This window comes from Bacillus cereus group sp. BfR-BA-01311, assembly GCF_022664295.1.
GTDB lineage: Bacteria > Bacillota > Bacilli > Bacillales > Bacillaceae_G > Bacillus_A > Bacillus_A cereus.
Map to the genome: position 1 here is coordinate 472,888 of NZ_JAKUHC010000002.1, position 25,837 is coordinate 498,724.

Here is a 25,837-nt window from a genome sequence, read left to right on the forward strand (position 1 = left end):
AACGCAGTCCTGTAAGGACTACGTTTTCATCTAAACTATACTGTTTTTCTTCACAGCAATCATGCTTCCTAAGATGTAAGCGATAAATGCAAAACAAATCGGGAAGACAACTGTATGTACACCGAACGGATTTGGATAGAAAAGATGAATACATATATATGAGCCTACTCCAACTAAAATAGACGCAAGCGCTCCTGTTGCATTTCCTTTCCTCCAATATAAACCTAATACGATCGGCCAAATAAATGCTGCTTCTAATCCACCGAAAGAAAATAAATTTAGCCATATTAAAAAATCTGGTGGTTTAATCGCCGCTGCATAAACGAGTAGTCCTACAATACCAGTAATCCACAAACTTCCTTTTTTTATCGTACTGTCTGCTGCATCTTTATTTATGTAATTTACGTATATATCTTTAATAATTGACGAGCTTACAAGTAATAATAAAGAGTTTACTGTAGACATAATCGCTGCCATCGGTGCAGCTAAAAAAACTCCAGCTAACCAAGGTGGCAACACTTCCATCGCAAGTAGCGGCATTACTTTATCTGGTACCGTTATACCTGGAAGTACTACTCTTGCAAATACACCAGTTAAATGCATACCAATCATAATTGTACCAACGACAACTGTTCCAATTATTAAAGCTTGGTGCATAGCTTTTGAATTTTTATAAGACATGGCACGCACGCTAATTTGTGGTAAACCTACAACGCCAATTCCAATTAAAATCCAAAATGATGTAACATATGATTTCGTTAAACTGCCATCTGCTCCGAATGGTGTAATTAACTTTGGATTAATTTGAACAAGTTCCTGCATAATCTTTTCAATTCCACCACCAGCAATGACAGTAGCAATTAAAATGATTGTCGTTCCAACTAACATAATGATTCCTAATAATGTATCTGATAGAGCAACTGCACGAAATCCACCAATTAATACGTACACAAGTACAGAAAAAGTAAATAAAAATAGTGCTGTTGTATACGATAGACCCGTTAGTGACTCGATTAATCGTCCACCACCGACCCACTGGGCTACTGTCGCTGAAAATAAAAAGATAATAATACATAACGCAGAAAGTATAACAACTGCTTTATTATTGTATCTCCCTTTTAAATAATCGATAAGAGTAATTGCTTCCATCTTCCTAGCGATAATTGCAAACTTTTTACCGATAACCGTTAAAACGATATAGCCTGTTACAACTTGAATCGCAGATAACAGTACCCATCCAAGACCCATATTGTAAGCAATACCAGGGCCACCAATAAAGCTACTTGCACTACCGTACGTAGCAATCATTGTCATCGCTAATAATAAACCGCCTAGCTCACGCCCACCAAGAAAATATTCTTGTAAAAATTTATTATGAGCAGTTGCTTGCACACGTCTTGAAGCATATACACCAATTAAAAATACAACGATAAACGAAATTATCATTGGAATGATTACATACCAATTCATCTATTATTCCTCACTTTTTTCTTCCTCATCGAGTGAAATATCTTGAAATACAAAACGAACAACTAAACTAAGTAAAATAACCATAACGATAAATCCAACGATACAGCTATAAAAAAACCATGCGGGAAAACCTAATACATATGTATATTCATTCGGATTTTTACTACCAAGCCCATAAGCAAATCCGTACCATATTATAAAATTAATAATAGCAAGTCCAAGACCAATTAACGCTTCTCTATGGGCTATTCGAAAGCGTGGATCATCATGATAATCTTTCATTTTTACCCCTCCTCTCACGATGTATTATTGTACCATTGTTCTTCTAGTTTTTCCTACTAGAAAGCAAAAACAAGCAGGATTTTTTATAATCATATAGAAGATTCTCTTACATTACATATTTTTTACAATTGTAACACAAATGAAATTTGAATTTTCAGTATTTCTTAATTATGATTTTAATTAGAGGCTTTCCATCTAGTTTCCACATCCTTGATTTCGGAATAAGCGCCGTCTCGTACTGCGTTTACATTATATTTTCAAGGGGGTTATACAATGAGTCAACTAGCTGTAAATCTTCATGAAAAGGTAGAGAAATTTCTTCAAGGTACAAAAAAGTTATATGTGAATGGATCTTTCATTGAAAGCGCTTCCGGTAAAACATTTAAAACACCTAACCCAGCAACTGGTGAAACACTTGCCGTCGTTTCTGAAGCTGGTCGCGAAGATATTCATAAAGCTGTAGTCGCAGCTCGTATGGCTTTTGACGAAGGTCCTTGGTCTCGTATGAGCACCGCTGAGCGAAGCCGTCTCATGTACAAGTTAGCTGATTTAATGGAAGAACATAAAGAAGAGCTTGCACAGCTCGAAACATTAGATAACGGAAAGCCAATCCGTGAAACAATGGCAGCAGACATACCACTTGCAATTGAGCATATGCGCTATTACGCTGGATGGGCTACGAAAATCGTTGGTCAAACAATTCCTGTTTCCGGTGATTACTTTAACTATACACGCCATGAAGCTGTTGGTGTAGTTGGTCAAATTATCCCTTGGAACTTCCCGCTTCTTATGGCAATGTGGAAAATGGGAGCAGCGCTTGCTACAGGATGTACAATCGTTTTAAAACCTGCAGAACAAACTCCACTATCTGCTCTATACTTAGCTGAATTAATTGAAGAAGCTGGATTCCCGAAAGGTGTTATTAATATCGTACCTGGATTCGGTGAATCAGCTGGACAAGCTCTCGTTAATCATCCACTCGTTGATAAAATTGCATTTACCGGTTCTACTCCTGTCGGTAAACAAATTATGCGACAAGCATCCGAAACATTAAAACGCGTTACACTTGAATTAGGCGGTAAATCACCAAATATCATATTGCCAGATGCTGATTTATCTCGCGCGATTCCTGGTGCACTTTCTGGTGTTATGTTTAACCAAGGACAAGTATGCTCTGCTGGATCACGCTTATTTGTTCCGAAGAAAATGTATGATAACGTCATGGCTGATCTCGTCCTCTATTCTAAAAAACTAAATCAAGGTGTCGGTCTTAACCCTGAAACAACAATTGGCCCTCTCGTTTCCGAAGAACAACAAAAACGTGTAATGGGCTACATTGAAAAAGGGATTGAAGAAGGCGCTGAAGTACTTTGCGGAGGAAGTAATCCATTCGATCAAGGCTACTTCGTTTCTCCTACAGTATTCGCTGACGTAAATGATGAAATGACGATCGCAAAAGAAGAAATTTTCGGTCCAGTTATTTCTGCAATACCGTTTAACGATATTGACGAAGTAATTGAACGTGCAAATAAATCACAATTCGGCTTAGCGGCTGGTGTGTGGACAGAAAATGTTAAAACAGCACACTATGTTGCAAGTAAAGTACGTGCAGGTACAGTATGGGTAAACTGTTATAACGTCTTTGATGCAGCATCTCCATTTGGAGGATTTAAACAATCTGGTCTTGGCCGTGAAATGGGATCTTACGCATTAAATAACTATACAGAAGTAAAGAGCGTTTGGCTTAACTTAAATTAATGAAAAGAACCTGACCTACCTGGTCAGGTTCTTTTCATTATGTATTCCTTTAAACTTGCAGTCCTCCGCTCACATTTAATACTTCACCTGTAATATAAGATGCGTATTCTGATGCTAAAAAGGCTGCTGCGTTCGCAATATCTTCTGGTGTTCCAATTCTACCAACTGGAATAGCGCCAACCATCTTTTCTTTCACTTTATCTGGTATCGTTTTGGTCATATCTGTATCCATAAACCCCGGACAAATCGCATTACAAGTAATACCGAAACTTCCAACTTCTTTCGCTGCTGTTTTCGTTAATCCTACAACTCCTGCCTTTGTAGCCGCATAATTTGCTTGACCTATGTTTCCTTCTCTACTAATTGAAGATATATTAATAATGCGTCCATACCCTTGTTGTCTCATGTAAAGAAGCGCGGGTTGCATACAATAAAAAACTCCAGTTAAATTCACTTGTAATACTTGTTCCCAAGCAGATTTCTCCATTTTATGTAACATTGCGTCTCTTGTAATTCCAGCATTATTCACCAAAATATGTAATGTACCAAATTTTTGAACCGCATATTCAATTAACGACTTTGCTTCATTTGGATTACTCACATCACATCGATATGAGCACACTTCATATCCTTCATCTGATAACTCACGTGTCGTTTTTTGTAGATTCTCTTCATTTACATCGCTAATTAATACTTTCGCCCCTAGTTTTGCATAAACCCTTGCAATCTCTTTTCCAATTCCCTGTGCAGCTCCTGTTACAACAGCTGTTTTCCCGTTTAAAAACTCCATCCCTATCCCCCATTTCTATTACTTATACTGTATATTTCGGCTTTTTACTTTCCAATTCCTCTTTGTATAAAAAAGTCTATTTGTGTCAAACTAACTTTGCAACGTCGCATAAACGCAAGGAGATTGTGTCGAATGAACAAAAAGAATTTCAAACAAAGCAAAGCAGCTGATGGCATTGATGTTGAGTTCTCTCGCGAACTCGCTGACCACAATGACTTAGAAGCAAACGCACGTGCAAATGCCGCTGATGCACGTCAAAAGCGCCAATCAACCGAAAAATAAGGTACATCACAACCTTATTCTTTTCAAAAGGGACCTACTACCCAACAAAATAAACCGAGAGACATCTCTCGGTTTATTTTCTATATTTTTTTGCATAATGAGCCAAAGTAAGCAATGGATATATATGAGCATAACTATGATAACGAATATAAAACCCACCTGGTAAACCTGTTCCAGTAGGATATTTTTCATTTATATAAGAGTTGGAGAGCAAATATGAAATACCTTTTCGAATGACTGGCGTTTCTTTATCATAGTAAGAAATGAGGGCATCTAACGCCCATGCTGTTTGGGATGGTGTACTAAATGGCAAAGTAACAAATCTTTTTTCCACACTACTTTGGCAAGATTCTCCCCAGCCACCATCTTCATGCTGTATATGTTCAAGCCATAAAGCTGCTCGTTTCACTGATGGATCGCTAGATGGTATTCCTAGTGACCGTAAACCAGTCAACACTGCCCACGTACCATATATATAACAAATTCCCCATTTCCCATACCACGATCCATTTTCCTCTTGTACATTCATTAACCAATTTATCGCACTTTGTTTTTGTTTCTCGGGCAATTCATTTTGCGTATACGTTCCGAAAAATTCTAATACTCTTCCTGTAATATCTGGTGTAGAAGGATCTGTAATCATATCACTTGCATTTTCGATTGGTAAATTTGCTAATATACGGCTCGTTACCCCTTTTTCAAAAGCCCCCCAACCACCATCATTATTTTGCAATCCTTTAACCCAATTAACCGCTCGCTTCCAAGCAGTGTCTACATTTTCGTTCCCTCTACTTCGCGCCAATGCTCTTAACGCAGCAGTTGTATCATCAATATCTGGAATCGTCGTATTCACATCCGAAAAGCCCCAACCACCCGGGAAGAGATCCGGTGCATGTACACTCCAATCTACTTTCTTCGTTTGCTGTTTTCTTAGTAAATATGCTGATGCATTGTGAATCACTTTACTTGCTTTCGGAACTTGAGCTTCTTGCAAAGCATAACTGAGTAAAGCTGTATCCCATACAGTTGATGGAGAGTTTTGCAAATGGCTCCCTCTCTCCATCTTCCATATATAAGATGTGATTCCCGTTATAGCTTTTTGAATAATTGGTGATTGAATAGAATGTCCTAATGCAAGTAAAGCATAAATCATATAAAACGAGGCAGTTGCGTAGCTATATAATGTTCCATTTTCATCAATACGCTCTTTCATAAAACGTTCTACTTCCTCATATCCTTTATGATGCAAAGAAAGTGGATACGTTATAATTTTCTTCACGTCACTTACTAACGTTTGAAAAACTGGAGACCGATCCTCCCGAAACCATTCTCCGCCCCCGCCTGCAATGTGATTTAAATTTGGCAATAACTTTTTCCCTACTCGAAATCTTTTATTTAAACACAACATCATCGGAATTAAATGAATACGTGCTGAGCTACTCAGTTCAAAAATACTGAGAGGGGAATCATTCTGCAGAAACATAATTGGTGTTGGCAAATGAAAGAGAGAAGGATATTCATATTCTCCATGAATAGCTAATAAAAACTTCGTCATAAAATGAGCACGCGCTACCCCACCGCGCTCATTTATAAACATTTCCGCTCGCTTCATATTCACATCTTCTTTTGTATATTTTTCCGATGCAAGTAAGGCAGCATAAGATTGAATTGTAGCAGATAAATTACCACCCACTTCATCTTCATACAATTTCCATGTTCCTTCATTTGTTTGGAGTGATGCTAATCTTTTTACAAACGGTTCTATCTCTTTATCTTTACCTAATAATTTTAATAAAAAAATCATATGACAATCTGTTAGTGGCGCTCCTTCAAAACAAAACCGCCACGTACCATCTTGCCGTTGCATTGTTTGAAGTGCAGTTGTTCTTCTCGCTATTTCTTCATGCACTTTTTCATATAATAACAAGTTGCTCACCCACCCTTTCGAAATCCGTATAACGATATTCAAAAAGGTAGCTGAATATGTATAAAAACAAAGAAAAGCAGAACATATAAAATGTTCTGCTCATAAACAATACCCTACTCCGACAATAATCCCTAATAAAGCACCGACTACTACTTCATACGGTGTATGCCCAACAAGTTCATTTAACTTCTTATATTCTGTTTCTCTACCGTGAAAAAAGTCATTCAATATTTTTGCTTGTTTACTTACTGCAAGCCTTACTCCTGAAGCATCATACATAACAATAATGGCAAAAATTGTAGCAACCGCAAACATCGAGCTTTCCACACCTTCCACTACTCCAACTCCTGTAGCAAGCGCTGTAACTGTTGAAGCATGAGAACTTGGCATCCCACCTGAAGCAAAAAACTTTGCAAAATCAAATTCACCTGTTTTAACTAATTTGAAGACTACTTTCGTTAATTGTGCTAAAAACCATGAAATTACAGCTGCCATAAGCGGATCATTATGTAAAATTGTTTCCATGTTCTCAGCTCCTTACTGACTATAATGGAAATTCTATATAATATAAGTATAAAGAAAAATGCGTAGAAAATACTACGCATTATGATACTTTTGCTGATTTATTTTTTATAAATTTCGGTTGTTTCTGCACTAAAAACTTAGTCTTCGCTACCGAGAATACAAATAATGCAACCCATATACAGAAAAATGCAATCATATGAGTAGATGTGAAATGTTCACCAAATACGAATACACCTAAAATTAAGCTAATTGTTGGTGCAATATATTGTAAAAAACCTACCATATAAAGCGGAATAAGTTGGGCTCCTTTTGCAAAATAAAAAAGTGGTAGAGCTGTAACAATACCTGCTCCTATTAATAGTAATGTCGATAACATTGAAATAGATCCAAATGAGCCGAAACCATGGGCGCCTGTCATAACAAGGTAAATGATTGCAAGCGGTGTCACTAACATCGTTTCCATCGTAAGTCCAATTGTAGCATCATAGTTTAACAGTTTTTTCGTTAATCCGTATAATCCAAATGAAAAGGCAAGTGAAAGAGAAACCCACGGAATAGATCCGAAACGCACTGTTAAAATGATAACCCCCACTCCAGCTAAACCAACTGCAACATATTGCCAGAAGTTTAACTTTTCCTTTAAAACGACTGTACCAAGTAAAATACTAATAAGCGGATTAATATAATAGCCAAGACTCGCTTCAATAACATGATTATGATTAACGGCCCATATGTAAACAAACCAGTTTCCGCTAATCAAGACTGAAGCTATTGTTAATGACATTAATAATTTAGGTCGTTTAAAAAGATTCACAAATTCCCCAATAAACTGACGAAACCTCTTCGTAACACCTAATACGAGTAACATAAAAACAAATGCCCAAACGATGCGGTGTGCTAATATTTCATCTGCTGGAACTTCCTCAACCCATTTCCAATAAATCGGTAGGATTCCCCACATCGTGTAAGCACCAGCCGCGTATAGTATCCCTTTTTTTTGCTCTGCTGATTGACTCCCCATCTTCCTTTTTCTCCTCTTCTCATTTTTTCTCCATTATACGGTCTCACATGCTCACTTTACCAATAATCAATCTGCATTTCTTTCGACATTTCTCATACAACGAATAATAAACATACCGTTATTACAACAAGTAACGGTATGCCGAAAACAAATTTCTTTTTATGAGTTTTATGATGAAACATATACATGCCGATCCAAGCTCCAACTGCTCCTCCAGCTGCCGCCGATAAAAACAACGTACTTTCTGGCGTTCTCCACTGTTTCTTCTTTGCTTTTCGTTTATCAAGCCCCATAAGGCTAAAAGCTATAACGTTAATAATAAGAAAATAAATCCATTTCATCGCTTTCTCTCCTTATGAAAAATTCGATTAATAGTAACACGAAAAAACGACGGAAACAACTGAAGAACTCTTTTTATCCAACTAGTTTCATTCCTTTTTCTTAATTAGTTACCTTCATATTTACATAACCAACTAAAATCGCAGTTAAAGCATTTAATATAGAAAAATGTTATGAGTAGAATCTTATATTTCATTACATTCATCCACTACCATATCATCAAAAAAATTGCTCTCAATCACTTTCTCATCAAAACGAAGAACTACAATTAGCCCTACATATAAAGAAACAAAATTTAGAAACCATTCCCCATTCTCATCTTTCTTAGCTAAGCATTTAAATATCTCTTGAAATTGCACCCGCTCGTCTGCAGCAACAATGGGACGTACACCAAAATATTTCAATACAAGATTCAGCTTCAGCTGTACGGATAATGATAAAATATATTTTAATAGCTTCGTATACTCTGCACTATCTTTTTGACTATACAACTTCACAAGCTTTGGATGTAAATTCGAAATCGATAATTCCTCTTCAGTCACTCTAGTTACTTCTATCGTTTCAATCATCTTTTTCATATCCATCACATTCACCCCTTCTGAAAAAATTCTAAAGCCAAAGAGTACTTAATTCAAAATGTACAACAATTGTGCATTTCTCGTCTCTCGTTCTTCCTCACTGACTAAATCATACTTTTTTAGGAGGTGAAAAACATCATTTAATAATTTCTGTGAATGAATACCTTGCAAAAAACTCTTTAACTCTTTAAAGATCCCTTCAGGTAAAAAATTCTTTTGACTTTCAAGCTTATTCATCACATCTTCAATAGAATGATCAATGTTACATGCCATACTAAACTTCCCCCTCTATCCTCTATAAATAATATCCTCAGCTAACGATGTAAACACTTCTCCAACAAGAGAATCTTCATCATATACAGATGAACCATTATTTTCTTCACGTTTCGCAAAAGGTATTTTGGCAATTACTTCTGTTTGCAATTGTTCTGCAAGCATTTCGCCGCCACCTTTTCCGAAGAGATAATTTTTCGATCCATCTTGTTCTTCATAATAAGCCATATTTTCCACAATACCTAAAATCTCATGCTTCGTATGTTTTGCCATTACACCAACTCTTGAAGCAACGAATGAAGCTATATTGTGCGGAGTTGTAACAATTATTTCTTTCGCTTGCGGAATCATCGCTGCAACATCAATCGCAACATCTCCTGTACCTGGTGGTAAATCAAGTAATAAATAATCTAATTCTCCCCAGTGCGTATTCGCAAGGAAATTTTGAATCCATTTATTTAGCATCGGTCCGCGCCACATCACTGGGTTATTTCCTTCTGTAAAGAATCCCATCGACATGATTTTAACACCGTGACTAATGACTGGAATTGCCGTTTGATCAATCATCGTTGGTTTCTTATTCGTTTCCATCATAGCTGGAATACTAAAACCATATATATCTGCATCTAATATCCCCACTTTTTTGCCCATACGAGCTAGTGCAGTTGCAAGATTAATTGTCACCGTTGATTTTCCAACTCCGCCTTTTCCGCTCGTTACCGTAATAAAACGTACTCCTGAATCCGGGCGAAGTATGCTCGGCATACCAGTTTCTGTTCTAGTATTTCGCTTTAACTTCTCTGTTAAAGCTGCACGTTCTTCTTGTGTCATAGAACCAAATGTTACCTCCACTTTAGAGGCACCAATTGCGTGAAGCGATTCTTCAATATCTTGTTGAATTTTTGCTTTTAACGGACAACCTTGGATTGTTAGTACTACTTCAAGTTTAACCTCTGTTCTGTTCATTTGTATATTTCTAACCATATTTAATTCTACAACACTTTTGTGTAACTCTGGATCCTCTACATGTTTTAATGCATTCATTATTTGTTCTTGAGTAAGCATAGAACTCATCCCTTCTCTTATTCTAATTTATATACAACATTTTCTTGGCACTTCATCTGGTGAAAAAGCTTATTATCCCCCGCTAACGGGTGGGATTAATGCGACTATATCTCCGGCTTTTATCATCTCTTCATTCATTACAAACTCTTCATTAACAGCCACCATCACTTTATCCAGCGATTGTAAACAATAGCTGGCTTTGAGCCATTCTTTTAATTGCTGCACTGTCATTTCTTGCTTTTCTGAAATTACTAATCGATCCAATCCAACTTCCTCACGCAAATTTGCAAACAGTAAAATTGTAATCATTTTCTCATTCTTCCTTCTTTGGTTTTCCTTCTGGATAAGGTGTGTTTTCAAGTTGATCTCCACCCCACATCGTTCCATCTTCCCAAAATTCTTTTTTCCAAATTGGAACGATTCGTTTTATACGTTCAATCGCGTACTCATTCGCTTCATAAGCTACTTTACGATGCGGTGATGAAACTGCAATGACTACCGCAATATCCATTATTTCTAGCCGCCCTACACGGTGCGTAATTGCTACTTTTGCATCCAGCCATCTTTCACTAATTTCTTCACCAATTCTCATAAGTTGTTTTACTGCCATCGGTTTATATGCTTCATACTCTAAATGTAGCGTTCGTTTTCCTTTTGTTAATTCTCTCACCGTACCAATAAATGTTGTAATCGCACCTGCTTCCCTTCTTGCGACTTTATTCGTTACTTCTTCAACTAAAATCGGTTTATCTACAATCTCAAATAGCACTTGTCCCATTAAAACCACCTCTCACTTTATGAAATGTCCAAGGCCATTCACTACCTTCGTTATCTTCTAATAAAAGAACATCGACAAACATATCTTTTTTATATCCTCTTGTCCCGCCCGGCAATACGATAAACGCGTTGGATTCTGCCAATGAAGAAACTGAGCTAGATTTATCAAACCCTGATGGATAAGCGATTAATTTCCCCTCATCATATTGCAATTTTGCTCGTACAAATCTTGTAAATGGATTCGGTTTTAGAAAATCTTCTCCTAATAACGCTTTTTCTCTTTTTAAATGTACTTTTTCACTAAACATATACGTCCGAATACACGGTCTTACGAATAATTCAAACCCTACGTAACAAGCTGATGGATTCCCTGATAAACCAAATAATAACTTGCCATTTAATTGTGCTACAGTCGTAACACTTCCTGGTCGCATTGCAACTTTATTAAAAAGAACAGATGCACCTAACTTTTCGTAAATAGCTGGTAAATAATCATAATCTCCTACTGATACACCGCCCGTTGTAATTAACATATCTACTTGGCCAAGCGCTTCTTTCACAGCTGTAAAACACGTATTAAAATCATCACTAAACTTCCCAAAATATTTTACTCTTCCGCCCGCTCTTCGAATTTGAGACAATATCATGTACGTATTACTGTTTCGAATTTTCCCTGGCTGTAATGAATCATTGACATCCAGTAATTCACTCCCAGTCGCTAACAGTCCAATTACAGGCTTTCTCGCAACTGGTACTTCACTATAACCGAATGTAGCAAGAAGAGCTGAAATACCTGGATTAATGTACAATCCCTTCTTTGCAAGAACTGTTCCTTTACGAGCATCTTCACCTTGAAAAGAAATATTGTCGCCCGTTTTGAATGATCGCTTCACTTCCATATAATTGTTGCCATTCTTCTCATATTGACGAGTCAGCTCTAACATAACAACCGCATCACACCCATTCGGAATTTGTGCTCCTGTCATAATTCGAACTGCTTGAAATGGACCTACTTTCTCATGGAATAGCGATCCTGCACCAATTTCACCCACTACTTCAAATACAATTGGCGTTTCATAACTTGCTAAATTAGTATCTTCTGCTCGAATAGCAAATCCGTCATACGGCGAACGATTAAATGACGGTACATCATGGTCAGCTACTAAATCCTCTGCTAATATACGTCCATAAGCTAATTCAATTGGTAATAGCTCCTTTAAGCCTTTATCAGCAAATCCCATCACTTTACGAACAGCTTCTTCAACCGTAATTGGCACTCTTCTTTCCATTGTTGACACCCTCTCTATTAACCGAATACGCGATAATATAGTTGTTTCGCTTTCGAAATATCATTTGTACCATGAATGAAAACACGACCATCTTGAAAAATAACGACGCGGTACTCATCTAGTTGGCAAGATAGTAAATACGGATTCCGATCTACTTTCCCTAGTTTATTTAATACTTTTTCTATATCATCAAAGTTGTACTGTCTATTTTCTACTGGTCTAATTTGAACTGTATTTCTTCCGCACAAAACAGCTACCTTCGTTTGATTTTCGTATGATAAATAAGGATAAGTTCGATTCAAACCGCATGAGAGACAAGCGTCTGTTTTTATTTTCCCTAATTTTATAAAATGATTTTGATTACTCCATATATCAAACATGAAAAATGTTTTTCTAATTGCTGAGAAATTTTCCACTAAAATTTTGAGCGCTTCTGCCACTTGATATGCTGCGACGATTTGAACAGTCGGGCTAATAATCCCAGCAGTATCACACGTCACACCTGTAACAGGGATATTTTTCAGCATACAATGTAAACACGGTGTCTCTTGCGGAATAATTATATAACTCATACCATACGATCCAACGCAAGAACCATATACCCACGGAATATTATGTTTTTGTGATAAATCATTTATTACAAATCGAATATCAAAATTATCTGTTGCATCAATGATTACATCTACATTTTTTAATAGACCTTCCATATTTTCTGAAGTTGCATCCATTACGAAAGCATGTATTTGCACTTCCGAATTAATCTGTTCTAGCCGATTTTTTGCAGCAATTGCTTTCGGTATTTTCTCTCTCGCATCTTGTTCAGAGTACAATTGTTGCCTTTGTAAATTACTCCATTCAACGTAGTCACGATCAATAATCGTCAACTTGCCAACACCTGCACGTACGAAACTTTCGGCACTTGCACTTCCTAATGCGCCTGCCCCTACAATTAACACATGTTTATTTCGAATTTTTTCTTGTCCTTTATTCCCAATTGGTTTGAACAACTGTTGTCGTGAATACCGATCAGCCATTACATACCCCTTCCTCTCAAGAACTCTATTTCATATTAGAATGTTGTTTCTGATAACAAGCAAAGTAAGCAAAACCAACAAACCCAGCTCCTCCAATTACATTTCCGATAAAAACAGGAACAAAATTTTTAGCCAGATCCATCCACGTTAGATGACCAGCAAAAATAACAGCGGAAATGACAAACATATTTGCTACTACTTGCTGAAATCCAATCACTACAAATGCCATAATTGGAATCCAAATTCCGATGATTTTCCCGACAAAATCACTCGTCCCGTAAGCGAGCCAAAGAGCAAGACAAACGAGCCAATTACAACCAATTGCTAAAATCAAAGTTCTCCCAAATGATTCATGTAACTTCCCTTCCGCTATCGCTACCGTTTTATTTAAATACTCTCCCTCTGTTAATCCGCCAAGATGTCCAAAGCAATACGCAACGAAAATTGCCCCAATAAAGTTCATGAGAGTAATCCAAACCCAGTTATTCAGTACACTTATCAATGTAATTTTCTTTGCATAAAGCGCCATAGACAGTGACATCATATTTCCCGTAATTAATTCTCCTCCTGCTAATACTACGAGCATGAGTCCAACAGGAAATACTGCTCCTCCTAAAACATTCACTAGACTTCCCCAGCGCTCAGGTAAATTCCCTAAAACTCGAATGTTAAGTAAAAAACCTATCGCAATAAACGCTCCTCCTAAAAAACCGAGAATAAGCATCGCTGGCAATGTCTGTCTTACTTTTTGAACACCGGCCTCAATGACAAGCTCAGCAATTTGTTCCGGCTTATGAAATGCCATTACCCATTCCTCCATTTTCTCCAAATAAAAAAGCAGCTTCAAAAAACCTCCTCAAAATAAAGGTTTTTGAATGCTGCTTAATTTCTCTGCACATCTTTTACAGAGATATCAATCATCACTTTTACTATAAAATAGAAAATCCACAACTCTTGTAAATTTTCCATTTTTCACTATGACGCTAGCTTTATATATTAACCACCGATATGTGACATTTCAATTTTAGGTATTGTTTTCTTATTTGTATGATTTAAGCGTTCATCTGAATAACGATCTTCCCTATTATTCCATATATCGCGTACTACATCTGTAATGTCCTCATCTGTATGTTCAGAACGAAGCAATTCTCTTAAATCATTTCCTTTAGAAGCAAATAAGCAAGTATATAATTTTCCTTCTGCAGAAATACGAGCTCTCGTACATGATGAGCAAAAAGAATCTGTTACTGATGAAATAATACCTATTTCCTCATCGCTTCCTATATAACGATACCTAGTAGCCACTTCACCAGAATAATTTGCTTCTATCCGTTCTAACGGCATAACTTGATGAATCGTATCTACTATTTCTTGTTTAGAGACGACCTCTTTTAAATCCCAACCATTATAATTTCCAACATCCATATACTCAATAAAACGAAGAATATGCTTATTTTCCTTAAAATATTGCGCCATCTGCAAAATGTCCTGTTCGTTTTTTCCCTTTTGAACGACCATGTTTATTTTAATTTTCATTCCAACTTCAGCTGCAGCCTGTATTCCTTCCAGAACCCTTTGCACTTTGCTCCTATTACCATTTAAATAGAAAAACCGCTCTTCTTCTAAGGAATCTAAGCTAACTGTTACACGTGATAGTCCCGCCTTATATAAATCAGGAGCAAACTTTTTAAGTAACGATCCATTGGTTGTTAAACCGATATCTTCTACACCATCAATTTTATTAAGGCGCTCAATAAGCTTTGGAAGCCCTCTTCGAAGTAACGGTTCTCCGCCTGTAATCCGTAATTTTCTCACACCTAAAGAAACGAAAATACGTGTTATCCTTTCAATTTCATCAAAAGATAAAATTTTATCATTAGACAAAAACGAGTAATCAGGACCAAATATTTCTTCTGGCATACAATATCGGCAGCGAAAATTACAGCGATCAGTAACTGAAATACGTAAATCCTTTAACGGACGTTGCAACTTGTCTAATGTAACTGATTTCATCTTCATTGCCTCACTTTTATTTTATATTTAAAACACGTTCTGGATGGGTATATACATTTAAGGAGTGATTACGAATAAATCCTATTGTCGTAATACCTAAATCTTCCGCTAGTTGCAAAGCTAACTCAGTTGGAGCTGATTTTGATAGTATAATTTCACAACCGATTTTTGCAACTTTCAATAATATTTCCGAAGAAATACGACCACTAAAAACAATGATTTTATCTTTTATAGAAATATCGTTTCTTAAACAATAACCGTAAATTTTGTCTAGTGCATTATGCCTACCAATATCCATTCGGCTTAAAATAATACCATTAACATCACATAAAGCTGCATTATGAACCCCACCAGTATGATGAAACGTATCCGCAGATTGCTGCATTTCTTTCATTAACCGAAAACAATCATCGGCAGCAACCTGTACATGGACACCCTTCATTTTTTTTGCACTTAGTGCATCATTTGCAAAAACAAACCCTTGCCTACTCATACCACAACAAGACGTAATATAGCGTTTATTTTGCATTTGTTCATAATACGGATTTACTTTTGTCGTTGTTACATGCACAAATCCTTCTTTCTCCTGCACCCATACACTATCAATGTCTTCATACTTCCGAATGATTCCTTCAGACGCTAAGAAGCCTATTACCATATCTTCTATATATTCTGGAGTACTAACCATTGTAACAAACTCCTGTCCGTTCATTTTAATGGTGACAGGAAACTCTGTTACAATGCTGTCCTCTATATGTTTAAATGCTCCTTGTTCATAACGAAAGATTTCTCTTTCTACCTGTATCGGTTTCACGATCAGTATCCTTCTCTCACGTTATATTTTTATCAAAAACAAATACAGAAACTGCAATATCTTCTTCTACTTTCATATCTGAAAACAAATTCACTAATTTCGCTCCAACAAGTTCCTCCAAATGTTCACGTGAATTCGCAGCATACACTTCTTGAATCATTTTCGTTCTAGCCATATGAACCATTTCCGCACCGTCCATCGTACTTGAAATAAATTTTTCAGTAGGTGTTAAGTTTCCATAAAGAGTCGCTATAGCCATATTTTCCGCAAAAACAGTATGAATTCGTTCTGGTCCTTTTCCGAAAAGTTCCTTTCGAAGTTTTCGTATCATATCATTAAATTCATGTACTTTTTTTGACATACAATTATACCTCCCAAAAGCCTCATTTTACTCTATTATATATTTTACCAAAATGAGCCTTCCGCCCAAACTATTTCCTACAAATATTTGGGCGGAAAGGTTCACTTCATGAAGTTTATTCGTCTTTTAACCCTTTCCCCATACCTTTTAAGAAATGAAGCCCAAACCCGATAGCACGGTTAATATCTGGGTCTTTCAATACTTTCATAAGATCGAATACCCCTACTTTTTTATTACTTTCTAGATGTTCATTACCTTCTTCTAGCCCGACTAATAAACTACCTATAAGCTTTTTCGTAAGTTCTGGGTCAAGTTCAGTTAACGCACCTGCAGCGCCCATCATATTATTAATTAAATTTGTAACAGGCTCACGAGTTACTTGACCTAGAACAATTTTCGCAATTGGTTCTTTCGCTTTTAGCATTGAATTTGCAGCTTCTAGCATTCCAATGTCATTTAATTCCCCTACTATATTAAACATCTGATTTAGAGCTTCTTCATTATTAGTTAGAAGCTCTTTTAAATCATCTAACTTTTGCTGTTTTATTTCTTCCTCAGTTAATTCTTGTTTTTGAATCATTTTTATAGGTGCAGCCATAGTTTTCTCCTCCTACTTATCCGTTAAATGCACATACCCTGGACGTGCCCACTTACGATGTACCTCAATTCCAGCTTGAGGGTGACGTTTTTTATTGCGTGGGTTCGCTTTTGGCATCGGATTTTCGCCATCAACTTCTAATACTTCCATACGTACTTTTGTTTGTTTATACGCAGGTGTATTCGTACGTACATCCACAGCAGGACCTGTTAAGAAATTAATTGCCGTTTCGTTATCTGTAGAGTTCATCGGTAAATATAACTCATTCGCTTTTACACGATCTGTAACGAGTGCACGTAATTTTAATGCTCCAAAAGGAGAGACAAGACGAACTAACGAACCTGTTTTTACGCCACGTTCTTTTGCAAGGTCTGGAGAGATTTCAACGAAAACACCAGGTACTTTCGTTTGAATACCTGTTGATTTATTTGTCATATTCCCTTCATGGAAATGCTCAAGCATACGACCGTTGTTAATGTGAAGGTCAAACTCAGCTGGAAATTCAGCTGGACGTACCCAGTCAGCAATCGCAAAACGAGCCTTTTTATCTGGGAAGTTAAATCCGTCTTGGAACAGAAGTGGTGTATTCGTTCCATCAAAACTTCCCCAATGGAAACTGTTCCATCCTTCAAGCACTTCATAGTTCGCTTGCGAGAACAATGGTGATAAACTTGCCATCTCAGCAAAGATTTCACTTGGGTGGCTATAATTCCAGTTTGCACCTAGTTTATTCGCAACTTCCTGGACGATCCACCAGTCTGGTTTCGCATCTCCTAGCGTAGGAAGAACTTGATATAATCTTTGGACACGGCGCTCTGTATTTGTGAAAGTACCTTCTTTCTCAAGAGATGGCGCTGCTGGTAATACAACATCTGCATATTGAGCAGTTTTAGAAAGGAAAACATCTTGCACAACGAAGAAATCAAGGCTCGATAACACTTCATGTACATGATTTGCATTAGAATCTACAAGAGCCATATCTTCTCCGACAAGATACATTGCTTTCATTTTTCCTTCGTCAATTGCGTGAAGCATTTCGATATTATTAAGACCTGGTTCACTATCAATTTTTACTCCGTAAGCAGTTTCAAATTTCGCACGTTCCATTTCGTTAGTAACGTGCTGATATCCTGGAAGCCATCCTGGTAAAGTACCCATATCACAAGCACCTTGTACGTTATTGTGGCCTCGAAGTGGGTATGCGCCTGCTCCTGGACGACGGTAGTTCCCTGTTGCAAGAAGTAAGTTTGAAATTGCAGCGGAAGTATCAGAACCACCTGTATTTTGCGTTACCCCCATACCCCAAAGGATACATGTACCATCTGCATCACGAATCATTTCAGCCATTTGAATAAGCGTTTCTTTTGAAATGCCTGTTACTTCTTCTGCATATTCAAGTGTATATTCCTCTAGGCTTTCTTTGAAATCTTCAAAGAAGTTTACATTCTCATTAATGAATTCCTGATCATGCCAACCTTGATCAATCATATATTTCGTAACAGCCATTAACCAAACTTGATCTGTTCCTTGTTTTGGACTAATAAAGACATCTGATCGCTCTGCCATTTCGGTTTTACGAAGATCAGCTACAATTAACTTTTGTCCGTGTAATTTATGTGCACGTTTAATACGTGTAGCTAGAACAGGATGACCTTCTGTCGGATTACATCCTACAATAATAACAAGACCAGATTGTGCAATATCTTTAATCGTTCCGGCATCACCACCCATACCAATTGTACGGAACAAACCATCCGTTGCTGGTGATTGGCAATAACGTGAGCAGTTATCAATATTATTCGTTCCAAATACTTGTCGAGCTAATTTTTGAATTACATAATTGTCTTCATTTGTAATTTTAGAGGAAGAAATAAATCCGATAGAACCTTTACCGTACTCTTCTTTAATAGCGCCTAATTTATTTGCAACTACATTCAGTGCTTCTTCCCATGTAGATTCAACAAACGTTCCATTTTTACGAATTAAAGGTTTTGTTATTCGTTCTTTAGAATTTACGAAATCCCAACCAAATTTCCCTTTTACACAAGTGGAAATTGCGTTAACTGGTGCATCTGAAGATGGCTGTACTTTAAGAATTTTACGCCCCTTCGTCCACACTTCAAACGAACAACCTACACCACAAAATGTACATACTGTTTTCGTTTTCTTCGTACGAGTATCACGCATGGCCGCTTCCACTTCTGATACCGCAAAAATACCGCTATATCCAGGCTCAACTTCTTTAATTAAATCTACCATCGGTTCAAGAATATCTGGTTTTAATCCCGTCATAAATCCAGCTTCACCGAGCATCGTTTTCTCCATTAAAGCGTTACAAGGACAAATCGTTACACATTGACCACAGCTAACGCATGAAGAATCATTAATATTTACTCCTTCATCCCAAATAACTCGTGGGCGTTCCGCTTCCCAGTCTATCGATAACGTTTCATTTACTTGTAAGTTTTGACACACCTCAACGCATTGACCGCATGCAATACATTGATTAGGATCATAGCGATAAAACGGATGCGTCATATCAACTTCACTTACATCTACTTTCGGTTCATACGGATATTTTTGATGTTCAATTTCCATTAATTCTGCTGTATTATGCAGTTTACAGTTCCCATTGTTGTTGTCACATACTGTACAGTATAATAAATGATTTTCTAGTAACCGATCCATCGCCTCTGTTTGTGCTTCTTTTGCGCGAACAGAAGCACGTTCAATGTTCATACCTTCCGTTGCTATCGTCGAACAAGAACGCATTAACTTTCCGTCAACTTCTACAATACAAGTGTCACATGTTTGAATAGGATCTACTTCTGGCACGTAACAAATTTGCGGATGTTCAATCCCGTTCTCATTAATAACACCCAATATCGTTGAACCGGGCTCCGCTGTATACTTTTTTCCGTCAATTGTAATATGAACCATGTTGTTATTCATGGTCTTTCCCCCTTTTTGAGAATAAAAAAACTCCACCACGAAAATATACGCACCACATTTCGGCACGTTATTATCATGGTGGAGTAGTTTATTAGCACATCTTGCTAAAATACCAATCCATTTATTCATAAATAAAACGATAGAGTCATAACAGGTCATATCACGATTCCATCTTTAACACTATAATTATAGCGTTAAAGTTAAAAATATACAATATAAAATTTAAACTACGCATATGTCAGCTTGTAACTATCCATAATAACCCATATAAAGTGAAACTTTAATCAGTGGGGGGTTTTCTTCATCCCCCACTGATTATCAGCCCTCACCAATCGGGATAAAACATAACAAGGAGTAAGCGAACAAATGGGGTCTTTTAATAAATGGATTCGTGGTGAAAAATCTTTTTCTACCCAAGAGCAAGCTGATTACGCATTAAATAAATCTATCTCTTCTTCCCTTTCCCTTAATTTAAAGCACTTGTCCAAAATGTTTAGCGGTATTCCAGAATTAATAACACGCACTTTTCCATTAAAAAACGGACAGGAAGCTGCACTTATATATATGGAAGGACTTGTAGACAAAACTGTTATTAACGTAAACATTCTTCGTCCTCTCTTATTTAAAGAGTGGAATGAAGACGATTTTTGGGAAGCCTCTGTTTCTATCGGAAATATTAAAAAAGTTCAACAGTGGACAGACATTGAACAATCTCTTTTACACGGCAAAAGTATTTTATTTATAAACGGACAACTATCCGCTTTAGAGCTTGATACGCAAGCGGCACCAAAAAGGAGCATTGAAGAACCTACAACAGAGAGCTCCATAAAAAGCTCACACGAAGGATTTAATGAAGTAGCGAGCGACAGCCTTGCACTTATTCGTCGATATATTCCAAATCGCGAATTGAAAGTAAAGGAATTCACTGTTGGTGAACGAGCTACTTCAAAGGTTTTTTTGCTTTATCTAGCAGATGTTGCGAACGAAAATGTCGTAAAAGAAATGGCATCCCGTATCGAGTCAGTAAAAGTTGATGCGATTCTTACTACTGGTGAATTAGAGGGGTTTGTTGAAGATAATTCCTTTACTCTCTTTCCGCAATTATCAATAACTGAACGCCCTGACACAACAGCACATCATATTCTTGATGGGCGAATTGCCGTTGTTGTAGATCGCTCACCAGGCGTATTAATAGGACCTATGACCTTTTCATCCTTTTTTCAGACGATAGATGATTACAGCTTCAGACCTATGATTCCATCTTTTATACGACTTCTTCGTTTCACTGGGCTATTTATTGCAATATTTGCTCCTGCTCTTTATATTGCTATGATTTCCTTCCATTATGAAGTGATTCCGCTCAAATTGTTGTTAACGATTGGAGAATCTCGAGCCAAAATTCCTTTTCCTCCCATATTAGAAGCTTTATTAATGGAATTAGTTCTCGAAATGCTCCGAGAAGCAGCGATTCGGCTTCCTGGGCCTGTTGGACAAACAATCGGCGTCGTAGGAGGAATTGTAATTGGACAAGCTGCCGTTCAAGCTGGTATTGTTAGTAACGTTATGGTTATCGTCGTATCAATTACTGCAGTCGCTTCTTTTATCATTCCTAACCTGGAAATGTCAGCAGGAATTCGAATTCTTCGCTTTCCGATGATGATAATTGCCTCTTTATTTGGCGTCATTGGAATTATGGTTGGGATGGCGATCATTATTATTCATATACTTTCTATGGAATCTCTCGGTGTTCCTTATGGTAGTCCTTTTTCTCCGTTATTTGCTTCGGATTTAAAAGATATTCTTGTACGTTTACCATGGAAAATAATGAAGAAACGCCCACTATCTCTTAACTTAAAACAAGAAAATCGACAAAGTGATATGGAAGAAATGGAGGAAGATAAGTGACAAAGCGTGCAAAGAGGGAGATTAGTTTATTTCAATACATTTTAACGATTAGTGGTGTTCAAGTAGGATTCGGTGTCCTTACACTTCCGCGTGAAGTTGCACAAGGTGCGAATACAGATGGCTGGATGTCTATTATTATCGGATGCGCTATCACTACTTTAGTCAGTTTATGTATTGTAAAAATTATGGAAAAGCATCCTGGATATACTTTACTTCATGTGCTGACTCGTTATCTTGGGAAGTGGCTAGGAAGAATAGGAATGATTTTTTGGATTTTATATGCTGTACTTGCAGCAGTCTCCTTAGTTTTTTCCCTCCTTTATGTTATTCACATTTGGATTTTACCTAGATCTCCTATGTTTTTAATTATGATTTTGCTCTCTATTCCAATGCTTATGCTTGCAAGTAAAGGTGTACTTATTATTAGTCGCTTTGCCGTTTTCACTGTGATTTTTACCCTTTGGATGCCATTACTATTGTTTATTCCTCTTAAAGATGGTCATTGGATATATCTTCTTCCCTTTCTAAAGGAAGGATGGATACCAGTTGTAACCACAGTGAAATCAACTATCATTGCGTTTCTCGGATTCGAGTTTGCATTCGTCCTTTATCCCTATCTAACTAACAAATCAGCTGCAAAAAAAGGAATCGTTATTGCAAATATGATTACTTTATTTGTTTACCTACAAGTTACGTTCGTTTCTTTCGTTTATTTTAGCCCGGATGGTATAACGAAATTTTTATGGCCGACTCTTTCTCTTGTTACACCATTTCACTTTTCATTTCTGGAACGATTTGAAATTATCTTTTTATCATTTTATCTCTTCATTATTTTCGATTCTTGTATTCCTTATATTTTCACTGCTTCAGATGGAATCAATCAATTACTTAACAAAAAAGGGAGTCCATTACCTGTTTGGATTTTATTATTCGGGTGCATTTTCGTTCTATTCTTTTATATCCCTTCCTCTTACCAAATAAGTACGTTGCGAGAATTTTGGGGAACTGCCAGTTATTTTATCGTTTTTCTATTCCCAGTCGTATTTCTCTTATACATGACACTTTATCAGCATTGGAAAAGGAGCAAAATTTAAATGAGGCGCTTTATTCATTTCACTATACTTTGCTTTCTCATAACCTTATTAACAGGCTGTGGAGACCGGCTAGACTTAGAAAAACAATCGATTTCATTAATTTACGGCTTTGACGCAAAAGCAAAAGGAAAATTAATTGTGTACCACGTGAATCCTATTTTTAATGAAGACGTAGAAAAAAAGTACGAAACACATGAAGCGAAAGTACGTACACCTCGAGAAGCAAAAGCAACGTTTAATAGCTCAAGTGGCGGTTTAGTATCTACAGAAAAGTTACAGCTCATTTTATTTAGCACAAATTTTTTAAAACAAGAAGGGGCTATGCCTTACCTTGATGTTTGGTATCGTGATCCTAAAAACACTGGAAACATGCGCATGGTTGCAGTAGACGGTCCAGTTTCTTCAGTTATATATAATAACTTTAAAGATAAACCTGCCCTTCCCGAGTATTTAACAGATTTAATTAATACAAATAAATTATACAATCGGACAGTTTTCACACCATTTCATGAATTTCATAGGCAAACGTTTAATAAAGGTATAACACCTGCTATTTCAGAAATAAAAAAAGGTAAAAAGGATGTTATCGTTACTGGTTCCGCGCTATTAACTTCTCGCGGAATTTATAAAATGTCATTAAATCGTTATGAAAGCGCCCTTCTTCTTTTGTTACAAAAGAAAGCGAATACACCGGTTTCGCTTACATTGAAAATCCCTTCTACTTCAGTTGAAAGTAATAGTGATTTAAAAGATACCGATGGCGGCGATTTCGTAACAATAAATGTTCTTAGCATGAATCGTGATATCCATACAGATTATAGCGATAACCACTTCAAATTTCATGTTAAAATGGATTTGAAAATTGCTGTCTCTGAACTTACATTCAATATGGATATAGACAAAGATAGAAAGAAATTAACTTCTCTTATTACAAAACAACTAAACAAAGATTTGAACGATTTAATCCACAACATTGAAAAACAGCAACTTGATCCATTCGGATTTGGTGATTATGCGAGAGCGTTTCAATATAAAGAATGGAAACAAGTCGAAGATGATTGGCCGAGTGCCTTTTCAAAAGCTAATGTGAAAGTGGCACCAACTATTAAAATTTTAGAAAATGGGATTATTAAATAGAAAAAACACGCTACTTGTTCTTATATGAATAAGTAGCGTGTTTTCATTTCCATTACAAGTATTATTTCAATGGACTATACTTTATTTCTATTTCTATTTCTATTTCTATTTCTATTTCTAACATTACTATGTTTTTTAGCATATACAAAATATATGAAAACACCTATTATAATCCATGCCACAAAACTAATTAAAGTAAGCTTAGAAAGGTTCAAAGCTAAATATATACAACTTACTATCGAAACGATAGGTAAAAAAGGTACTAGAGGAGCACGGAATGGCCTCTTCATATTAGGATGTGTCTTTCTTAATACAATGACAGCTATAGATACAAACACAAATGCTGTTATCGTTCCCATATTCACTAAATTAGCTAATAAATTCAAATCCACTAATCCCGCTAATAAAGCTGCTAGTATACCTGTAACCCATGTATTAAAAAATGGAGTTTGTAAACGTTTATGGACACTTGAAAGTCTTTTTGGTAACAATCCATCTCGACTCATCGAGTAAGATACACGAACAAATGCAAACATAGCTACTAACAGAACTGTTGTTAGCCCTGCTATCGCTCCCACCGATAACAACCCAGCAATTCTATCTTCTCCTACAGTGCGCAACGCATATGCAACAGGATCAGCAACATTTAATTCCGTAAACGGAACCATTCCAGTTAACACGAATGAAACACCTACATATAGAACCGTACAAATGAACAAGGAAACAAGTAGCCCAATTGGCACGTTACGTTGTGGACGCTTCACTTCTTCTGCGGCTGTTGCAACTGCATCAAATCCTAAAAAAGCAAAAAATACAGTAGCAGCGCCTCCTACCACACCGTGAAAACCAAACGGTAGAAATGGTTGCCAATTCTCTGGTCTTACATATTGTGTCCCTACAACAATAAACCCTACAATAACAGCCAGTTTAATAATAACCATTATATTATTCATTCGTGCACTTTCTTTTGCACCACGGCTTAATAAAAATGTAACAACTAAAATAATAAGAACTGCTGGTAAATCAATGATTCCACCCTTCCCCATTCCTGGTGCCGAAGCAAAAATCGTAGGAATGTGAATATTAAAACCTAGTAGCAATGACTGAAAATATGCTGACCAGCCTGCTGCAACCGCAGAAGTCGCTAATAAATACTCCAGCATAACACACCAGCCAACTATAAATGCAAAAATCTCACCTAGTGTCATATATGTATATGAATATACACTTCCCGAAACTGGAACTGTAGATGCAAATTCAGCATAACAGAAAGCTACACATGCACATATAATTGCCGCTAATACAAAAGATAATACAATCGCCGGACCAGCATGTTTCGCTGCTACAATACCAGTTAATACGAAAATACCTGTACCAATAATTGCTCCAATCCCTAAAAGAGTTAGATCAATCGCTCCTAAAGTTTGATTCAATACTTTTTTCTTTTCTTCATCCATTGCTTTCTTTATGAAAAGACTCATTCTTTGAAACCTCTTTTTCAAGTTTATCTCTTACTTGTTACATTCTTTATTACTGTTCTATTTTAAAAATAA

General features: G+C 36.7%; 26 protein-coding genes. 5 read left to right on the forward strand and 21 right to left on the reverse strand.

Annotated elements, in window-relative coordinates; genetic code table 11:
- Window positions 1-30: 30 nt before the first annotated feature.
- The gene (panF, locus tag MR136_RS07525; RefSeq protein WP_001104818.1) at window positions 31-1,470 is read right to left on the reverse strand and encodes a sodium/pantothenate symporter; all 1,440 of its coding nucleotides are present in this window, start codon (window positions 1,468-1,470) and stop codon (window positions 31-33) included.
- Window positions 1,471-1,473: 3 nt separating this feature from the next.
- Window positions 1,474-1,752 (reverse strand): YhdT family protein, encoded by a 279-nt coding sequence (locus tag MR136_RS07530; protein WP_000656239.1) that lies wholly within the window; start codon window positions 1,750-1,752, stop codon window positions 1,474-1,476.
- A 273-nt stretch (window positions 1,753-2,025) separates the two neighbouring features.
- Between MR136_RS07530 and dhaS the strand changes: the two genes are divergently transcribed.
- Entirely contained in the window at window positions 2,026-3,510 is a 1,485-nt protein-coding gene (gene dhaS / locus MR136_RS07535) for an aldehyde dehydrogenase DhaS (RefSeq protein ID WP_000080281.1), read from the forward strand.
- Window positions 3,511-3,559: 49 nt separating this feature from the next.
- Here the strand turns inward: dhaS and fabG are convergent, their stop codons facing one another.
- Window positions 3,560-4,300 (reverse strand): 3-oxoacyl-ACP reductase FabG, encoded by a 741-nt coding sequence (gene fabG / locus MR136_RS07540; RefSeq protein WP_000395037.1) that lies wholly within the window; start codon window positions 4,298-4,300, stop codon window positions 3,560-3,562.
- 132 nt (window positions 4,301-4,432) lie between these two features.
- On the opposite strand from fabG, the gene MR136_RS07545 reads away from it, so the two are divergent.
- Window positions 4,433-4,582, forward strand: coding sequence for a YfhD family protein (locus MR136_RS07545; protein ID WP_017673147.1), 150 nt, complete (start codon window positions 4,433-4,435; stop codon window positions 4,580-4,582).
- Window positions 4,583-4,655: 73 nt separating this feature from the next.
- On the opposite strand, the gene MR136_RS07550 is transcribed toward MR136_RS07545, so the two are convergent.
- The 17 genes from MR136_RS07550 to fdhF form a co-directional block, all read right to left on the reverse strand.
- Window positions 4,656-6,509, reverse strand: a complete 1,854-nt coding sequence (locus MR136_RS07550) for a terpene cyclase/mutase family protein (protein WP_000928145.1) — start codon at window positions 6,507-6,509, stop codon at window positions 4,656-4,658.
- Window positions 6,510-6,608: 99 nt separating this feature from the next.
- The gene (locus MR136_RS07555) at window positions 6,609-7,034 is read right to left on the reverse strand and encodes a divergent PAP2 family protein (RefSeq protein ID WP_000447820.1); all 426 of its coding nucleotides are present in this window, start codon (window positions 7,032-7,034) and stop codon (window positions 6,609-6,611) included.
- A 79-nt stretch (window positions 7,035-7,113) separates the two neighbouring features.
- Window positions 7,114-8,055 carry an EamA family transporter RarD gene (gene rarD / locus MR136_RS07560; RefSeq protein ID WP_000535539.1) on the reverse strand — a complete coding sequence of 314 codons (942 nt, stop codon included), beginning with the start codon at window positions 8,053-8,055 and terminating at the stop codon, window positions 7,114-7,116.
- Window positions 8,056-8,147: 92 nt separating this feature from the next.
- Window positions 8,148-8,396: a DUF1294 domain-containing protein gene (locus tag MR136_RS07565; protein WP_000871349.1), complete on the reverse strand. Its 249-nt coding sequence runs from the start codon at window positions 8,394-8,396 to the stop codon at window positions 8,148-8,150.
- Between the two features lie 183 nt (window positions 8,397-8,579).
- On the reverse strand, window positions 8,580-8,978 hold the full coding sequence (locus MR136_RS07570; RefSeq protein ID WP_000367305.1) for a hypothetical protein: 399 nt from the start codon (window positions 8,976-8,978) through the stop codon (window positions 8,580-8,582).
- Window positions 8,979-9,020: 42 nt separating this feature from the next.
- Window positions 9,021-9,245 carry a hypothetical protein gene (locus MR136_RS07575; RefSeq protein ID WP_000752375.1) on the reverse strand — a complete coding sequence of 75 codons (225 nt, stop codon included), beginning with the start codon at window positions 9,243-9,245 and terminating at the stop codon, window positions 9,021-9,023.
- A 15-nt stretch (window positions 9,246-9,260) separates the two neighbouring features.
- Window positions 9,261-10,310 carry a P-loop NTPase gene (locus MR136_RS07580; RefSeq protein ID WP_017673149.1) on the reverse strand — a complete coding sequence of 350 codons (1,050 nt, stop codon included), beginning with the start codon at window positions 10,308-10,310 and terminating at the stop codon, window positions 9,261-9,263.
- Between the two features lie 72 nt (window positions 10,311-10,382).
- Window positions 10,383-10,619, reverse strand: a complete 237-nt coding sequence (gene moaD / locus MR136_RS07585) for a molybdopterin converting factor subunit 1 (protein ID WP_017673150.1) — start codon at window positions 10,617-10,619, stop codon at window positions 10,383-10,385.
- Between the two features lie 4 nt (window positions 10,620-10,623).
- Window positions 10,624-11,088: a molybdopterin synthase catalytic subunit MoaE gene (gene moaE, locus MR136_RS07590; RefSeq protein ID WP_242259303.1), complete on the reverse strand. Its 465-nt coding sequence runs from the start codon at window positions 11,086-11,088 to the stop codon at window positions 10,624-10,626.
- Entirely contained in the window at window positions 11,069-12,376 is a 1,308-nt protein-coding gene (locus tag MR136_RS07595) for a molybdopterin molybdotransferase MoeA (RefSeq protein WP_061457565.1), read from the reverse strand. Before MR136_RS07595 ends, moaE begins: the two co-directional genes overlap by 20 nt.
- 17 nt (window positions 12,377-12,393) lie before the next feature.
- On the reverse strand, window positions 12,394-13,410 hold the full coding sequence (locus MR136_RS07600; protein ID WP_061457567.1) for a molybdopterin-synthase adenylyltransferase MoeB: 1,017 nt from the start codon (window positions 13,408-13,410) through the stop codon (window positions 12,394-12,396).
- A gap of 25 nt (window positions 13,411-13,435) precedes the next feature.
- Window positions 13,436-14,215, reverse strand: a complete 780-nt coding sequence (locus MR136_RS07605) for a formate channel (RefSeq protein ID WP_000863998.1) — start codon at window positions 14,213-14,215, stop codon at window positions 13,436-13,438.
- A 191-nt stretch (window positions 14,216-14,406) separates the two neighbouring features.
- Window positions 14,407-15,423 carry a GTP 3',8-cyclase MoaA gene (gene moaA / locus MR136_RS07610; RefSeq protein WP_000844124.1) on the reverse strand — a complete coding sequence of 339 codons (1,017 nt, stop codon included), beginning with the start codon at window positions 15,421-15,423 and terminating at the stop codon, window positions 14,407-14,409.
- A 16-nt stretch (window positions 15,424-15,439) separates the two neighbouring features.
- Window positions 15,440-16,237 (reverse strand): formate dehydrogenase accessory sulfurtransferase FdhD, encoded by a 798-nt coding sequence (gene fdhD / locus MR136_RS07615; protein ID WP_017673152.1) that lies wholly within the window; start codon window positions 16,235-16,237, stop codon window positions 15,440-15,442.
- A gap of 16 nt (window positions 16,238-16,253) precedes the next feature.
- Window positions 16,254-16,598: a Na-translocating system protein MpsC family protein gene (locus MR136_RS07620; protein WP_000039582.1), complete on the reverse strand. Its 345-nt coding sequence runs from the start codon at window positions 16,596-16,598 to the stop codon at window positions 16,254-16,256.
- A gap of 115 nt (window positions 16,599-16,713) precedes the next feature.
- Window positions 16,714-17,196: a helical membrane plugin domain-containing protein gene (locus MR136_RS07625; protein ID WP_000729897.1), complete on the reverse strand. Its 483-nt coding sequence runs from the start codon at window positions 17,194-17,196 to the stop codon at window positions 16,714-16,716.
- 12 nt (window positions 17,197-17,208) lie between these two features.
- Window positions 17,209-20,148, reverse strand: coding sequence for a formate dehydrogenase subunit alpha (fdhF, locus tag MR136_RS07630; RefSeq protein WP_001063637.1), 2,940 nt, complete (start codon window positions 20,146-20,148; stop codon window positions 17,209-17,211).
- 366 nt (window positions 20,149-20,514) lie between these two features.
- Here fdhF and gerSA point away from each other — a divergent pair, with 366 nt between their 5' ends.
- Genes gerSA through gerSC form a run of 3 tightly spaced genes read left to right on the forward strand, consistent with a single transcriptional unit; the run spans window position 20,515 to window position 24,284 of the window.
- Window positions 20,515-22,053 carry a spore germination protein GerSA gene (gerSA, locus tag MR136_RS07635; protein ID WP_061457569.1) on the forward strand — a complete coding sequence of 513 codons (1,539 nt, stop codon included), beginning with the start codon at window positions 20,515-20,517 and terminating at the stop codon, window positions 22,051-22,053.
- A complete protein-coding gene (locus tag MR136_RS07640; RefSeq protein ID WP_242259304.1) occupies window positions 22,050-23,147 on the forward strand; it encodes an endospore germination permease in 1,098 nt (365 codons plus the stop codon). Before gerSA ends, MR136_RS07640 begins: the two co-directional genes overlap by 4 nt.
- Window positions 23,148-24,284 (forward strand): spore germination protein GerSC, encoded by a 1,137-nt coding sequence (gene gerSC / locus MR136_RS07645; protein ID WP_242259305.1) that lies wholly within the window; start codon window positions 23,148-23,150, stop codon window positions 24,282-24,284.
- A gap of 74 nt (window positions 24,285-24,358) precedes the next feature.
- On the opposite strand, the gene MR136_RS07650 is transcribed toward gerSC, so the two are convergent.
- Window positions 24,359-25,765 carry an APC family permease gene (locus MR136_RS07650; protein ID WP_242259306.1) on the reverse strand — a complete coding sequence of 469 codons (1,407 nt, stop codon included), beginning with the start codon at window positions 25,763-25,765 and terminating at the stop codon, window positions 24,359-24,361.
- Window positions 25,766-25,837: the final 72 nt, after the last annotated feature.